Below are 14,956 nucleotides of genomic sequence, written 5' to 3' on the forward strand. Positions count from 1 at the left end.
GGGGCGCACCGGTGTGCCAGTCCATTCTACTCCGTGCCTCAGCGCTGGCAGAGCGGGGCGACGGACTCCTCCATCACGTCGGCGACGCGGGCGCGTGCGGCGGCGTCCAGTCCGCGCAGGGGCAGCGGGAGGCAGGAGCGTTCCGCCACGCCGAGCTGTTCGGCGATCGCGGCCACCACACGCAGACTGCCGTGCTCGGCGAACAGATCCCAGAGCGGCTGCAGCCGGGCGGAGAGCTCCTGAGCCTCCTCCGGGCGGCCCTGCTGCGCGGCGCGGGTGATCGCCACAGCCAGTTCGGGCAGGGTGCCGCCGATCACCGAGTACCAGGAGTCACAGCCGGCGAGCAGGCCACGGGCGGCATGCGCGTCTCCGGAGACCCCGAGACCGATGTGCTCCGGCACCACGTCACGCAGCCCTGAGACATGCTCTCGCGCCTCGTCCGGGTCCGGGGGCACTCCGGGGATCTTGATCGAGGCGATGCCGGGCAGCTGTGCGATCCGCCCGTACAGCTCCGGGGTGAAGGTGACGTGCGTGGTCCCCGGGTTGTCGTAGACGATCACCGGCACGGAGGCGGACGCGGTGACCGCCGCGAAGAGGCCGACCACATCGTCATCGGTCAGGGGCTGATAGGTCATCGGGGCCAGCAGCAGAGCGGCGGCGCCTGCGGCCTGGGCGTCCTCAGCATGGGCGAGCACATCGGAGGTGCGCAGGGCCCCGATCCCCACGAACACCGGTGTCTGTCCTGCATGCTCCACGGCCAGCCGCGCCACGGCCGCTCGTTCGTCCCGGTGGAGGTAGGCGTAGGAGCCGGTGGACCCCAGCGCGGTGATCGAGTCGACCCCGGCGGCACCGCAGCGTTCCACCAGGTGCACGAAGGATCGCTCGTCCACCCGGTCCTGACGCAGCGGGGTCAGCGGAAAGGCACTGAGTCCGGTGAACAGGGGCGGGACCACGCGCGGTTCAGCCACGGGAGGCACCCGGACCGTCCTGCACCCAGTCCATGGACTTGGCCACGGCACGGTCCCAGTGCTCGAGCAGGTCATCCCGCCGGGCGGCGTCCATGCCCGGCTCCCAGCGACGGTCCTCCTGCCAGAGTCCGGCCAGCTCATCCAGTCCGGACCACAGACCGGCGGACAGACCGGCAGCGTGGGCTGCCCCTGCGGCCGTGGTCTCGGTCTGGAAGGGACGGACCACGGGAACACCGAGGATGTCGGCCTGGAACTGCATCAGGTCATCGTTCACCGTCATCCCGCCGTCCACGCGCAGCTCCTCGGGACGCTGCCCGGTGTCGGCCACCACGGCCTCGAGCACATCCCTGGTCTGATAGGCCGTGGCCTCCACCGCCGCGCGGGCCAGATGGCCAGCGGTGACGTAGCCGGTGAGCCCGGCGATCAGCCCACGGGCGTCCGGTCGCCAGTGCGGGGCGTACAGACCGGAGAAGGCGGGCACGAAGTAGACCCCACCGTTGTCCTCCACGGACCCGGCCAGAGCCTCGACCTCCGCCGAGGTGCGGATCAGCCCCAGGTTGTCCCTCAGCCACTGCACCAGAGACCCGGCCACCGCCACGGAGCCCTCCAGCGCATAGTGGGCCGGCTGGTCCTCCACCTGATACGCGACCGTGGTGACCAGACCGTGGGAGGAGGTCTCCGTCGTCGTGCCGGTGTTCTGCAGCAGGAAGCACCCGGTGCCGTACGTGTTCTTCACGTCCCCGGGGCTGAACGCGGCCTGACCGAAGGTGGCCGCCTGCTGGTCGCCCAGGATGCCGCAGACGGGGATGCCGGCCAGGGACATCGGGCCGCTGATGGTGCCCAGCTCACCCACAGAGGGGTGGATGCGGGGCAGCATGGCGGCGGCCAGCTCCGGGTCGATCCCGAACACGGCGGCGAGGTCGCTGTCCCAGTCCAACGTGGTCAGGTCCATCAGCAGTGTGCGTGAGGCGTTGGTGACGTCGGTGGCGTGGACTCCTCCGTCCGGTCCACCGGTGAGGTTCCAGAGCAGCCAGGTGTCCATGGTCCCGGCACGCAGTCTCCCGTTGGCGGCCAGCTCGGCGGCCTCCGGCACGTGCTCCAGGGTCCAGGCGATCTTGCCCGCGGCGAAATACGAGGCCAGCGGCAGGCCGGTCTTCTCCCGGACGGCGTCCTCGTGCCCGTCCGCTCGCAGGCGGTTCATCATGGAGTCCGTGCGGGTGTCCTGCCAGACGATCGCACGGTGCACGGGACGGCCGGTGTCCGCGTCCCACAGCACGGTGGTCTCGCGCTGGTTGGTGATCCCCACCGCGGCCACATCAGCCGGGCGCAGGCGGGCGCGCGTCAGAGCCAGGCCGGTCAGCTCACGGGTGTTCTCCCAGATCTCGGCGGGATCATGCTCCACCCAGCCTGGCCGAGGGAAGTGCTGACGGTGTTCGCGCTGGGCGGTGGCCACGACCTGGCCGTCCTGCCCCATCACCACGGCGCGGGTGGAGGTGGTGCCCTGGTCGATGCTGATCACGAAGGAACCGGTGCTGGCGCTCATGGAGTGAGCCTACCGAGACGCACACCACACCCACCTCCCGAACACGATCACGCCAACAGGGTTCTGCCACGGCGTGTCTCGCCATGAGCTGCGCACGTGATTCGGATGAGGCGGGTCCCTGGGTCGGGACGGCCTGGATAGGCTGGGCCGGTGCGCACCCCATCCCGTCCCGCCGCTCCCCTGCCGATCCGGCTGCGCGACCGCATCCTGGTCCCCCACGCTCCTCGGGACACCTCCCTGATCACCGGCCGCCCGGCACGCACGCCCGAGCGGCTGATGGTGCAGGTCCCGGACCCGGTCTCCGGAGAGCCCACTCCCCTGGCCGTCTGGCACTACACCCCGGAGTCGGCTGCCGACCACCTCGCACCGTCGGCGCCGCTGGTGATGGTCCACGGCTTCCGCGGTGACCACCACGGCCTGGCGCTGATCGCCGACTGCCTGCCCGAGCTCGAGCTCTACCTGCCCGAGCTCCCCGGCTTCGGCCACTCCCCTGCCTTCCCCCAGGCCGAGCATTCCGTGGAGAACTATGCGGCCGTCATCGGGAAGGCCATGACTCAGCTGGGCGTGATTCCCGACGACGGCACGCACCGCCACGGGGCATCTCGCCCCACGCTGGTGGGGCATTCCTTCGGCTCGGTGGTGGCCTCGCACCTGGCCGCCCAGTCGCCGAGCCGGTGGGAGGGCCTGGCCCTGCTCAACCCGATCTGCGAACCGGCACTGAGCGCAGATGGCTCAGTCTTCGAACGGGTCCTGGCGCGGGTGACCCAGGGCTACTACGAGGTCTCGGCCGCGGTGCCCGAACGGCTGGGCATGGCGCTGCTCGGCTCGCCGGTGGTCGTGTGGATCACCGGGACGGTGATGACCAAGACCCAGGACCGGCGCACACTGGCCTACCTGCATGATCAGCACCACCAGTACTTCTCCGCGTTCGACACCCGCCAGGTGCTGGTGGAGTCCTACCGTGCCTCGACGTCGGGGACGGTGCTGGACGTGGCCGATCAGCTGGAATTGCCGGTGCTGCTGGTGGCCGGAGCGCAGGACGAGCTGGGCTCCGTGGCCGGACAGGAGCACCTGGCCGAGCGGGTCGGTGAGGTCTCGCCGTCGGTCCGGCTCGAGATGCTGAACGGCGTGGGTCACCTGGTGCACTACGAACGCGCACCGCAGACCGCCCGGCTGCTGCAGGAGTTCGTGACCCGCTGACCCAGTGGACGAACAGCTGACTCGCGGCTCAGTCGCAGTCGTTGTGCAGGACGGGGATCTCCGCCGTGCCCACCGGGGCGTTCTCCTCCAGCACATCCACCGTGACGGTGTCTGCCGAGGTGTCCTCCGTGCAGGCCTGCGCTGCCGTGCCGGAGGTCAACTGGGCAGGCTCCTGTGCGCAGCCGGACAGCAGTGCCAGTCCCTATCCCGCTGCCATGGTGACGCCGGTGATCTGACGGATGCCCTGGGTGGTCATGGTCTCCCCCTGTGTGGCCCCGGTGGCCTCTGGGCCGCCGGATGGCCCGTCACCGATCCGGTCCGCAGAGCCTACGGCAGATCCGCCGGATCCACACGGACGCGTACCGGCTCATGCTCCCGCCGCGCACTGGCGGCCGACCGGGCCGCACGCAACGCGCCCACCACCTGCTCGGCCCGCGCATAGGGGAAGAACAGCAGCGCACGGTGAGGGACGTCGTCGTAGGCCTCCGCCGTGCCGAGCACGCGCGGATCCTCCACCGGCACCGGTCCGATCCACGGCAGGGCATGCGCCCCTGCAGGAGCGCCCGGGCGTTGGGGCTGCACGGCCAGTGCCTCGTCCACCAGGGTCAGGAAGGCCTCCACGGACGGCGCCGGACCCATGACCTCGGCCATGCGGGCGCCCGGCGGCAGGTGCAGCTGCCGCCGCTCCTCCAGCTGGCGGGAGGCGAAGCCTGCAGGATCCATCCGCACCAGGGCACCGACGACCTCCTGCTGCGAGGCCGTCACCACCACGACTCCCCCGTCCCGCCGGGACCGTACCAGCGATGCCGCCGCGAACCAGTGGGCCAGCACCTGTTCCGGCACCCGCAGACCTTCACGCTGCAGCTGCGCGTCACCATCCAGCAGCAGCGCCGCCGCATAGCCGCCTTCGGCCACCGGTTCCGCGCCCGTGGTCGCCACCACCAGCGCGGGACGATCTGTCACGGTGGACAGGATGTGGTCGCCCGAGGAGGACAGCACCGGAGTGTGGGGGAAGGCCCGGCCCAGCTCCTCCGCCGTCCGGTCCACGCCACGTGAACCAGCACGCAGCCGCTGCCCCCCGCACTCGGGACAGGCGAACCGACGCTCACGGCGTCCGCACCACCTGCAGGCCAGCTCACTGCGCGCGGCGGCATGACGGTCCGGGTAACCCAGCGGCCCGGCACAGGCCTGACACCGCGCCGGAGTGCCGCAGTCCTGGCACAGCACCGCCGGGATGAACCCGCTGCGGGCCACCTGCACCAGCACCGGACCGGGTTCCCCGTGACGCCCTTCCAGCGCCTCCCGGGCCGCACGCCAGGCCGCCTGAGGCAGACGTGCCCGCTGCAGGAACGGATCACGCTCGGACTCCCAGGAGTCCGCGGTGGAGACCACGCGCGGCGTCGCAGCGTGCAGGCCCGGACGGTCCACCGCCAGCTCCTGCAGCCAGCCGGACTCCACGAGCCGCTGGATCTCCGGAGTTCGAGCAGTGGAGGCGAACATCAGCGCGGCGCCGTCCAGCTCGGACCGCAGCAGGGCGACCTCCCGCGTGTGGGCATAGGGAGCTCGGGGTTCGGCCAGCAGCGAGTCTTCGTCGTTCCAGACCAGGATCAGCCCCAGGTCCTGCACCGGGGCCCAGATCGCCGACCGTGTCCCCACGGCGATCCGTCGTGAGCCCTGCAGCAGCTGCAGGAACGACCGGTAGCGCGGCGTCGGGCCGTCTTCAGCCGTGAGCCGGGCGTAGCCCTCTGGCCCCACCCGTTCGTCCAGCGCGCGGCACAGCCGGTCCAGATCCCGCTGGTCAGGGACCACGACGACGGCCCCTCGCCCTGCGCTGACGGCGAGGGCTGCCGAGTCGGCCAGGATGACGGCGGCGTCCCAGGCGCCGTGCGCGCTGGGCAGGACCACGGCAGAACGAGGGTGTCCACCCTCAGTGACCGCCGTCCAGAAGGCCTCTGCCCCGGACAGCTCAGACCAGACCTGAGCCCGCTGGGATGCAGGCTCCGATGAGGTCTCCTCAGCCTCAGCACCCGAGGGTGTATCCGTGACCCCGGACTGGCCGGTCGCCTCCGGAACCACCTGCGCCTCGCGCAGCTCCTTCTCGACCTTGGCCACCCGCGGGGGCAGGGCCAGGCGCAGGACGTCCGCGGTGGTCCCGGCATAGCGTCGCGCCGCTGCCCGGGCCAGGGCCAGCACCTCAGGAGCGAGCACCTGCTCGGCGGAGACCACCCGGCGCAGAGGCTGCAGCTTCGCCCCCGTGGACGGCTCTGCTGTGCGACTGATCAGCCACCCGGTCACCTCGCGGTGCCCGAACCGGACTTTGACCCGCACGCCGGGACGGGCGTCAGCGTCCATCTCCCGGGGCACCAGGTAGTCGAACTCCCGGTCCAGGTGCGGGACCGGGCTGTCGAGCAGCACCTGGGCCACGGGATCGTCAGGCCATCCCCCCGCAACCTCCGGCAGGCCTCGGGGCCCTTCCTCCGGATCGGGCAGGATGAACAGCGCGTCGTCCGGAGGCGGCGCGGCGGTCACCAGCCGACGGCGGCGCGCAGAGCGTCCACGCGGTCGAGCCGCTCCCAGGTGAAGTCCGGATCGGTGCGGCCGAAGTGGCCGTGGGCCGCGGTCCGGGCGTAGATGGGACGCTTGAGGTCCAGCTGGTCGATGATCGCCAGCGGGCGGAGGTCGAAGACCTGGTTGACCGCTTCGATGATCTGCTCTTCCGGGACCTTGGCCGTGCCGAAGGTGTCCACATAGAGGCCGACCGGACGGGCCTTGCCGATCGCGTAGGCCACCTGGAACTCGGCGCGCTCGGCCAGGCCGCTGGCCACCACGTTCTTGGCCACCCACCGCATGGCGTAGGCCGCCGAACGGTCCACCTTGGAGGGGTCCTTGCCGGAGAAGGCGCCGCCGCCGTGGCGGGCCATGCCGCCGTAGGTGTCCACGATGATCTTGCGTCCGGTCAGTCCGGCGTCGCCCACAGGGCCGCCGATGACGAACTGGCCCCCGGGGTTGACGATCAGCTGGGTGTGGTCGTGCTTGAGTCCCGAGTCTCGCAGCACCGGTGCGATCACGTGGTCGGCGATGTCCTGGCGCAGCTGGTCCAGGCTGACGTCGTCGGTGTGCTGGGTGGAGACCACCACGGTCTCGACCGAGACGGGCAGGTGATGCTCGTCGTAGCCCACGGTGACCTGGGTCTTGCCGTCCGGGCGCAGGTAGGCCAGCCCGTTCTCGGACTGGCGCACGCGGGTCAGTCGCTCGGAGAGTCGGTGCGCCAGGTAGATGGGCGTGGGCATGAAGGCGGGGGTCTCGGAGGAGGCGTAGCCGAACATGATGCCCTGGTCCCCGGCGCCCTGACGGTCCAGGGGATCGCGGGAGCCGTTGCGCCACTCCCAGGAGTACTGCACGCCCTCGTTGATCTCCGGTGACTGCTGGCCGATCGAGATCGACACCCCGCACCGGGCGCCGTCGAAGCCGTTGGCCGAGGAGTCGTAGCCGATCCCCAGGATGGTCTGGCGCACGATCGTGGGGATCTCCACGTAGGCCGAGGTGGTGACCTCTCCGGCCACGTGCACCAGTCCGGTGGTGGTCAGGGTCTCCACTGCCACCATGGCGTCAGGGTCGGCGGCCAGGAGCGCGTCGAGGATGGAGTCGGAGATCTGGTCGCAGATCTTGTCCGGATGTCCGCTCGTCACGGACTCGGAGGTGAACAGGCGCAGTCCGCGTCCTCCCACTCCGGAGTAGGACTCGTACGGGCTCTGGGAGGTGTTCGCAGCGTCAGTCACCGGACCATCCTAGCCAGGCTGGACGTCACGGCCCATCAGGACCGCGAGCTGCTCCACCACCACGGTTGCCGCCTCGGCCTTGCTTCCCGCCGCCTGGACCGGTTCACGCCCGTCGGCGAAGAGCACGGTGACCTCCGTGGTGTCCTGACCGAACACCTGGTCCCGCCCGACCTGGTTGACCACCAGCGCCTCACAGCCTTTGCGCCGCAGCTTGGCCGCGCCGTACTCGAGCACGGAGCCTGAGTCGTCCCCGGTCTCGGCGGCGAAGCCGACGATCACCGGCGGCACGTCCGTTCCCTCGGCTCGGCGGCGCACCGTCTCGGCCAGGATGTCCGGGGTCCGTTCCAGCGTGATGACCGGGCTGGTCCCGTCCTCGGTCTTCTTGATCTTGGCGTCGGTGTAGTCGGCCGGGCGGAAGTCGGCCACAGCTGCAGCCATGATCAGTCCGTCGGCTCCGGCACAGTGGGCGAACACCGCCTCGCGCAGCTCCTCGGTGGACTCCACGCGGGTGACCTCCGCACCGCTCGGCGCTGGCACGTCCATGGCAGCCCCGATGAACCGCACCGACGCCCCAGCGGCCAGAGCGGCCTCAGCCAGGGCCACGCCCATCTTCCCGGAGGACCGGTTGCCCAGATAGCGCACCGGATCCAGTGCCTCGCGGGTGCCTCCGGCGGTCACGACGACGGCCCGGCCGGTGAGAGGGCCGGCGGCGGTCTTCGAGGGCGAGGGGGACGACAGCACTGATGCCCAGGACTCATGCCGGGCAGCGCTCTGGGGTGAGTCCTCGGATGCAGTCTGGGCTGACTGGCGCGAGGAACGAGGAGCGGTGGCGGCCCATCGTTGTGCCTCGGACCAGATCCGATCCGGCTCCGGCAGTCGACCGGGGCCGGAGTCCCGTCCCGTGAGTCGGCCCGAGTCCGGGTCCATCACGTGCACACCGCGCTCGCGCAGCGTGGCCACATGGGCCTGGGTGGCCGGATGCAGCCACATCTCGGTGTGCATGGCCGGCGCCATCAGCACCGGACAGGTGGCCGTCAGCAGGACGTTGCCCAGCAGGTCCGAGGCCAGGCCGGTCGCCGCTCGAGCCAGGGAGTCCGCCGTGGCCGGGGCCACCACCACCAGCTCGGCCTCACGGCCCAGGCGCACGTGGTTGACCTGGTCCACAGCCTCGAAGGTGTCGGTGTGCACCGGCCTCCCCGAGAGCGCCTCCCAGGTGGCCATCCCCACGAAGTTCAGTGCCGCTGGAGTGGGGACCACGTCCACGTGGTGCCCGGCCTCCTTCATCAGGCGCAGCAGCAACGCCGACTTGTAGGCGGCGATTCCGCCGGTCACTCCCAGGACGATCCGCATCCGTGGCACTCCTGTCTGCTGCACTCCGGTGCAGATCCGGAGCTCTGGGCCTGAAGACAGCTCCGGCCGGCGCCGTGAGGCACCGGCCGGAGCAGGGGGTCACTGCTGGTCTTCGTCACCCTCGGTGGGGGTGCCGTCCAGATCGCCGCCTTCGGCCTGCTCGGCCGCGGGGACGTCGTCCGTGGCGGTGCCGGGGTCGGTGGTGGCGTCGGCCACCGGAGCGTCCGGCAGGAAGCCCTCATCGGAGAAGGCTGCAGAGTCGTCCTGGCCCTCCAGGCTGAAGTCGGCGAACTCGTCAGCGGCGGGCTCGGCCGGCTCGTCCACGGCCGGGGCGATCTCCAGCAGGTTCTCATCGACCTCGCGCAGGGCGATGGACAGCGGCTTCTCGTTGAGCTTGGTGTCCACCAGGGGGCCGACGTACTCGAAGAGGCCCTCGTGCAACTGGGAGTAGTAGGCGTTGATCTGGCGGGCTCGCTTGGCGGCGAACAGCACCAGGGCGTACTTGGAGTCAACCTTGTCCAGCAGGGAGTCGATGGGCGGGTTGACGATGCCTTCGTACAGTTCGGTCACAGGGTCTCCACGGTCTGTCTAGGGGTCACGCCACTCGGTGTGAGGGCGGAGTCTGGTGGGCTGCTCAGGCAGCCGGTGCCGAGCTCAGCGACGCTCAGCGGGGTCCAGGCCCATGATGCGCACCAGCTCCTCAGCGGCGCGCTCCACGGTGTCATTGACCACCACAGCATCGAACTCCGGCTCGGCAGCGAGTTCCATTCTAGCCGTTTCCAGGCGACGCCGCTGTTCTTCAGGCGACTCCGTGCCGCGCCCGACCAAGCGGCGGACCAGTTCGTCCCAACTCGGCGGGGCCAGGAAGACGAAGGTCGCCTCCGGGAGGGACTCGCGCACCTGGCGAGCTCCCTGGAGGTCGATCTCCAACAGAACACGCTGTCCCTGGTCCAACGCCTGCTGGACGGTGTCCCGCCGCGTTCCGTAGCGGTTCACACCGTGCACCACCGCCCACTCGAGCATCTGGTCCTGCTCGACCAGTTCGTCGAACCGCTCGGGACTGACGAAGAAGTAGTGCCGCCCGTCCTCCTCGCCTGGCCGAGCCGCTCGGGTGGTGGCGGAGACGGAGAGCCACACCTGAGGGAAGTGCTCGCGGATGAACTGCGAGACCGTCCCCTTGCCCACCGCAGTGGGTCCGGCCAGGACCGTGACCTGTGGACGGTCTGGAGAGCTGAGCTCCTCACGAGTCCGGACCGGTCGAGGTCCGGGAATCGCGGGAGCATCGGGGCTGGATGAGGTCACAGGTCCTCCCGGACAGGCGCTGGTGGATCAGGTGCAGGGGGTCTGGCGGGCCTCCGCACCCGGCGAGCTCGTGCAGGGACCTGCCAGCCAGAGGCGGCCTACCGGCCAATATAGGCGATCAGCGCCTCGCGCTGGCGACGGCCCAGGCCTCCCAGGCGACGACTACGGGACACCTGACAGGAGTCCATGATGCCGTTGGCACGCACCTCCCCCACTCCGTGGAGGGTCTGGAGCAGGTCGATGGTGCGCATCCGCGCGATCGCCGGGTCCTGGTCCGCCGCTGCGAACACCTCACGCAGTCCGATCTTCTCCTGCCGGAACTGCTCCTTCAGGTCGGCCCGTGCCGACCTGGCCTCCAGCGCCTTGGCGCGAGCGGCCGCACGTTCCTGGGGTGAAAGATCCTTCAATGCCATGCTGAACCACCTTGGGGTGTCGAGATCCAGTCGGGGTGGGGTTCTGGTTCCCACAAAGACACCTGAGAATACAAGATCTGGGTTCAGACTATACAGCGACCTGTGCCCCTCTGAATACAATGCACAGGCCTCATCAAAGGTGCAGTGAAATGTGAAACTGATCGGTAACCGGGGCTCGATTCCAGGAAAGCCGACAGGTCATCCGGCCAGATCAGCCCGATTTCGACGAATCGCCTGGCGCAGGCCCTCGATCGTGGGTCCGTCCTGAAGGATGGCTCGACTGGACGTCGCCACCACGTGCGGCCAGGCCTGCCCGAACCCGGTCTTCATGCCGTGGGCGGTGGCTCCCTGGGCGCCGAAGCCAGGGGCCAGCAACGCACCGCCCACGGTGGCCAGATCCAGGCCCAGCCGCGCAGCATCCTCAGCTACCGTGGCACCCACCACCAGTCCGACGGGGCCCAGATGGTCCTGCCCGGCCTCAGCATTGTCCACGGCAGCGGCCCGGGCGATGGACCGCGCCACCGACCCGTCGGCGCCGCCGACATGCTGGACCGAGGCTCCCTCTGGATTGGAGGTCAGTGCCAGGACGAACACGCCTCGGCCGTTCTGGACGGCCAGATCGATGGCCGGTCGCAACGACTCGTATCCCAGGTAGGGGCTCAGGGTCACCGCGTCTGCGGCCAGAGGGGATCCGTCCGAGAGCCAGGCCTCTGCATATCCAGCCATGGTGGAGCCGATGTCACCGCGCTTGGCGTCAGCGATGGTGAGCACCTCGGCCTCGCGCGCCTGGCCCAGGAGCCGTTCCAACGCGGCGATGCCCGACGATCCGTGACGCTCATACAGGGCGACCTGCGGCTTGATCGCGGCCACCCCCTCCGCTGCGGCCGCCTCCAGCGACCGCAGCGAGAAGGTCTCCAGGCCTTCAGCGGTGTCCGTCAGTCCCCACTCGGCCAGCAGCCCCGCATGGGGATCGATGCCCATGCACAGCGGACCGTGCTCCTGCATCGCGGCGTCCAGCCGCTGACCGAAGGGAACGCGGACCGGCGCCGGAACGCTCGCCTGCCGGACGTCGTCGGGCTGGTTCACTGTGCGGCCCCGGCGCGGGTGATGGCCTCCTGGAGGGCTCGGTCATGGTCCTGCAGACTGGTCACCGACCATTCGTGCTCGCGCACCGCCTCGATGGCCTGGATCGCCGCGCCGAACTCGGCCAGCGTGGTGATCATCGGCACGCCGATGGAGGTGGCTGCGGCGCGGATCTCGTAGCCGTCCCCGCGGGAGTCACCACCCGAGGGCGTGTTGAGCACCAAGGCGACCTCACCGGCCGTGAGCTGCTCCAGGATGGTGCCGGCCCCGGTCTCGTCGTCCGCAGCGGCGATCTTGTCCACCACGTCCGCCTGGATGCCGTTGCGGCGCAGCACCTCGGCGGTGCCGCCCGTGGAGACGATGGTGAAGCCCAGGTCCACCAGACGCTTGACGGGCATGACCACACCGCGCTTGTCCCGGTTGGCCACCGAGACGAAGACCCGGCCCGAGGTGGGCAGGGGTCCGCCGGCAGCGGTCTGGGCCTTGGCGAAGGCGGTGTCGTAGAACCGGTCGATGCCCATCACCTCACCGGTGGAGCGCATCTCCGGGCCCAGTAGGGAGTCCACGACCCGACCCTCCGGCGTGCGGAAGCGGGTGAAGGGCAGCACGGCCTCCTTCACCGAGACCGGGGCGTCCAACGGCAGGGTGGAGCCGTCATGGGTGGAGGGCAGCATGCCCTGGTCCTTGAGGTCAGCGATGCTGCTGCCGGTGCCGATCAGCGCCGCGGCCTTGGCCAGCTGCACGCCGGTGGCCTTGGAGACGAACGGCACGGTGCGGGAAGCCCGCGGGTTCGCCTCGATCACGTACAGCACGTCAGCGGCCAGGGCGAACTGGATGTTGATCAGTCCGCGCACGCCCACGCCCTCGGCGATGATCCGCGTGGCCTCACGCACCCGCTGCACGGTGTCCGGGCCCAGGGTGAGCGGGGGCAGCACGCAGGCGGAGTCGCCGGAGTGGATGCCGGCCTCCTCGATGTGCTCCATGATCCCGCCCATGTACAGGTCGGTGCCGTCGAAGAGCGCGTCCACGTCGATCTCCACGGCGTCCTCCAGGAAGCGGTCCACCAGCATGGGGTGCTCCGGGGTGATCTCGGTGGCGTGCTCCACATACCGCGACAGCGAGGGCTCGTCATAGACGATCTCCATGCCACGGCCGCCCAACACGAAGGAGGGACGGACCAGGACCGGGTAGCCGATCGAGTCGGCCACGCGCTTGGCGTCCTCGAAGGAGACGGCCGTGCCGTTCTTCGGGGCCACCAGTCCCCCACGCTGCAGGACCTGATCGAACTCGCCGCGGTGCTCGGCCAGCTCGATCGCCTCCGGGGAGGTGCCCAGGATCGTCACTCCGGCATCCGCCAGCTGCTGGGCCAGCTTCAGCGGTGTCTGACCGCCCAGCTGGACGAACACGCCCATCACCCCGCCGGTGCGCTCCTCGGCGGCGATGATCTCCAGCACGTCCTCCAAGGTCAGCGGCTCGAAGTAGAGACGGTCGGAGATGTCATAGTCCGTGGAGACGGTCTCCGGGTTGCAGTTGACCATCACGGTCTCGTACCCGGCGTCGCGCAGGGCCATCGTGGCGTGCACGCAGGAGTAGTCGAACTCGATGCCCTGTCCGATCCGGTTCGGCCCCGACCCCAGGATGATCACCGAGGGCTTCTCATGCTCGGTGACCTCGTCCTCCAGGTCATAGGTGGAGTACCGGTACGGGGTGTAGGCCTCGAACTCGGCGGCACAGGTGTCCACGGTCTTGTACACCGGGCGCACCCCCAGCGCGTGCCGCACGCCGCGCACCACGGAGGGGTCCATGTGGCGCAGCAGGCCGATCTGAGCATCGGAGAACCCGTGCCGCTTGGCGTGACGCAGCACCTGCTCGGTCAGCTCCGGAGCCTGAGCGGTCTGCGCCGCCACCTCGTTGATCAGCACCAGCTGGTCCAGGAACCAGGGGTCGATGTCGGTGGCCTCGAACATCTCCTCGATGCTGGCCCCACCCATCAGGGCGCGCTGGACCTGGGAGAGGCGCTGCGTCGTCGGGATCCTGACCTGGTCCATCAGCTCAGCCAGCTCGGCCTGGTCCGGCACCGAGGAGAAGTCCAGTTCGGCGCCCTTCTGCTCCAGGGATCGCAGAGCCTTCTGCAGGGCCTCGGTGAAGTTGCGGCCGATGGCCATGGCCTCGCCCACCGACTTCATGGTGGTGGTCAGCGTGGGGTCGGCCGCCGGGAACTTCTCGAAGGCGAAGCGCGGGACCTTGACCACCACGTAGTCCAGCACCGGCTCGAAGGAGGCCGGGGTCTTCTGGGTGATGTCGTTGGGGATCTCGTCCAGGGTGTAGCCCACGGCCAGCTTGGTGGCGATCTTGGCGATGGCGAAGCCGGTGGCCTTGGAGGCCAGGGCCGAGGAGCGCGAGACGCGGGGATTCATCTCGATCACGATGATCCGGCCGTCCTCGGGATTCACCGCGAACTGGATGTTGCAGCCACCGGTGTCCACGCCGACCTCACGGATCACGGCGATGGAGATGTCCCGCATCTTCTGGAACTCGCGGTCGGTCAGGGTCATGGCCGGGGCCACCGTGATGGAGTCGCCGGTGTGCACGCCGACCGGGTCGAAGTTCTCGATGGAGCAGACCACCACGACGTTGTCGTTGCGGTCGCGCATCATCTCCAGCTCGTACTCCTTCCACCCCAGGATCGACTCCTCCAGGAGCACCTCCGAGGTGGGCGAGTACTGCAGGCCCGCTCCGGCGATCCGGCGCAGGTCGGCCTCGTCATAGGCCATGCCCGAGCCCAGCCCGCCCATGGTGAAGGAGGGGCGGACCACCATGGGGTAACCCAGCTTCTCGGCGGCGGCCAGGGCCTCATCCATGGTGTGGACGATCTCGGACTGGGCGGACTCGGCGCCGCAGCGCTCCACCACGCCCTTGAACAGCTCACGGTTCTCACCGAGCTCGATCGCCTCGATGTTGGCGCCGATCAGCTCCACGCCGTACTTCTCCAGCACCCCGTTCTTGTCCAGGGCGATGGCGGTGTTCAGCGCGGTCTGGCCGCCCAGGGTGGGCAGCACGGCGTCCGGACGCTCAGCGGCGATGATCTTCTCGACCACCTCCGGGGTGATGGGCTCGACGTACGTGGCATCGGCGAGCTCGGGATCGGTCATGATGGTGGCCGGGTTGGAGTTCACGAGCACCACGCGGATGCCCTCCTCCTTGAGCACCCGGATGGCCTGGGTGCCGGAGTAGTCGAACTCGGCGGCCTGTCCGATCACGATCGGACCGGAGCCGATGACCAGGACAGAGTTCAGATCAGTGCGCTTGGGCATCGTG

The 14,956-nt window shown here is 69.7% G+C and carries 12 protein-coding genes; 1 reads left to right on the forward strand and 11 read right to left on the reverse strand.

What is annotated here, in order from left to right; translation table 11 throughout:
- Positions 1-38 precede the first annotated feature (38 nt).
- Both ACEXHE_RS03380 and glpK read right to left on the reverse strand, forming a co-directional pair.
- Complete coding sequence (locus ACEXHE_RS03380; RefSeq protein ID WP_374784849.1) at positions 39-941, reverse strand: dihydrodipicolinate synthase family protein; 903 nt, start codon at positions 939-941, stop codon at positions 39-41.
- Between the two features lie 19 nt (positions 942-960).
- Positions 961-2,511, reverse strand: a complete 1,551-nt coding sequence (gene glpK / locus ACEXHE_RS03385; protein ID WP_374784706.1) for a glycerol kinase GlpK — start codon at positions 2,509-2,511, stop codon at positions 961-963.
- A 150-nt stretch (positions 2,512-2,661) separates the two neighbouring features.
- Here glpK and ACEXHE_RS03390 point away from each other — a divergent pair, with 150 nt between their 5' ends.
- Positions 2,662-3,711: an alpha/beta fold hydrolase gene (locus ACEXHE_RS03390; protein WP_374784707.1), complete on the forward strand. Its 1,050-nt coding sequence runs from the start codon at positions 2,662-2,664 to the stop codon at positions 3,709-3,711.
- Between the two features lie 28 nt (positions 3,712-3,739).
- On the opposite strand, the gene ACEXHE_RS03395 is transcribed toward ACEXHE_RS03390, so the two are convergent.
- From ACEXHE_RS03395 to carB, 9 genes are all read right to left on the reverse strand, one after another.
- On the reverse strand, positions 3,740-3,871 hold the full coding sequence (locus ACEXHE_RS03395; RefSeq protein ID WP_356966474.1) for a hypothetical protein: 132 nt from the start codon (positions 3,869-3,871) through the stop codon (positions 3,740-3,742).
- Positions 3,872-4,038: 167 nt separating this feature from the next.
- Entirely contained in the window at positions 4,039-6,240 is a 2,202-nt protein-coding gene (locus ACEXHE_RS03400; RefSeq protein ID WP_374784708.1) for a primosomal protein N', read from the reverse strand.
- Entirely contained in the window at positions 6,237-7,439 is a 1,203-nt protein-coding gene (gene metK, locus ACEXHE_RS03405) for a methionine adenosyltransferase (protein WP_374784850.1), read from the reverse strand. Before metK ends, ACEXHE_RS03400 begins: the two co-directional genes overlap by 4 nt.
- A gap of 60 nt (positions 7,440-7,499) precedes the next feature.
- The gene (locus tag ACEXHE_RS03410) at positions 7,500-8,840 is read right to left on the reverse strand and encodes a bifunctional phosphopantothenoylcysteine decarboxylase/phosphopantothenate synthase (RefSeq protein ID WP_374784709.1); all 1,341 of its coding nucleotides are present in this window, start codon (positions 8,838-8,840) and stop codon (positions 7,500-7,502) included.
- A gap of 99 nt (positions 8,841-8,939) precedes the next feature.
- Positions 8,940-9,410, reverse strand: coding sequence for a DNA-directed RNA polymerase subunit omega (gene rpoZ / locus ACEXHE_RS03415; protein WP_091696221.1), 471 nt, complete (start codon positions 9,408-9,410; stop codon positions 8,940-8,942).
- Between the two features lie 84 nt (positions 9,411-9,494).
- On the reverse strand, positions 9,495-10,112 hold the full coding sequence (gene gmk, locus ACEXHE_RS03420; protein ID WP_374784851.1) for a guanylate kinase: 618 nt from the start codon (positions 10,110-10,112) through the stop codon (positions 9,495-9,497).
- Between the two features lie 128 nt (positions 10,113-10,240).
- Positions 10,241-10,555, reverse strand: a complete 315-nt coding sequence (gene mihF / locus ACEXHE_RS03425) for an integration host factor, actinobacterial type (RefSeq protein ID WP_091696223.1) — start codon at positions 10,553-10,555, stop codon at positions 10,241-10,243.
- A 198-nt stretch (positions 10,556-10,753) separates the two neighbouring features.
- Positions 10,754-11,560 carry an orotidine-5'-phosphate decarboxylase gene (pyrF, locus tag ACEXHE_RS03430; RefSeq protein ID WP_374784852.1) on the reverse strand — a complete coding sequence of 269 codons (807 nt, stop codon included), beginning with the start codon at positions 11,558-11,560 and terminating at the stop codon, positions 10,754-10,756.
- A 77-nt stretch (positions 11,561-11,637) separates the two neighbouring features.
- Positions 11,638-14,952 (reverse strand): carbamoyl-phosphate synthase large subunit, encoded by a 3,315-nt coding sequence (gene carB / locus ACEXHE_RS03435; RefSeq protein ID WP_374784710.1) that lies wholly within the window; start codon positions 14,950-14,952, stop codon positions 11,638-11,640.
- Positions 14,953-14,956 lie beyond the last annotated feature (4 nt).

The sequence above is a fragment of the Micrococcus sp. IITD107 genome, assembly GCF_041927415.1.
Classification (GTDB): domain Bacteria; phylum Actinomycetota; class Actinomycetes; order Actinomycetales; family Micrococcaceae; genus Citricoccus; species Citricoccus terreus.

Coding starts and splice junctions, on each gene's coding strand:
- carB (WP_374784710.1), bottom strand. CDS start 14,952: ATGCCCAAGCGCACTGATCTGAACTCTGTCCTGGTCATCGGCTCCGGT.
- glpK (WP_374784706.1), bottom strand. CDS start 2,511: ATGAGCGCCAGCACCGGTTCCTTCGTGATCAGCATCGACCAGGGCACC.
- pyrF (WP_374784852.1), bottom strand. CDS start 11,560: ATGCAGGAGCACGGTCCGCTGTGCATGGGCATCGATCCCCATGCGGGG.
- ACEXHE_RS03410 (WP_374784709.1), bottom strand. CDS start 8,840: ATGCGGATCGTCCTGGGAGTGACCGGCGGAATCGCCGCCTACAAGTCG.
- mihF (WP_091696223.1), bottom strand. CDS start 10,555: ATGGCATTGAAGGATCTTTCACCCCAGGAACGTGCGGCCGCTCGCGCC.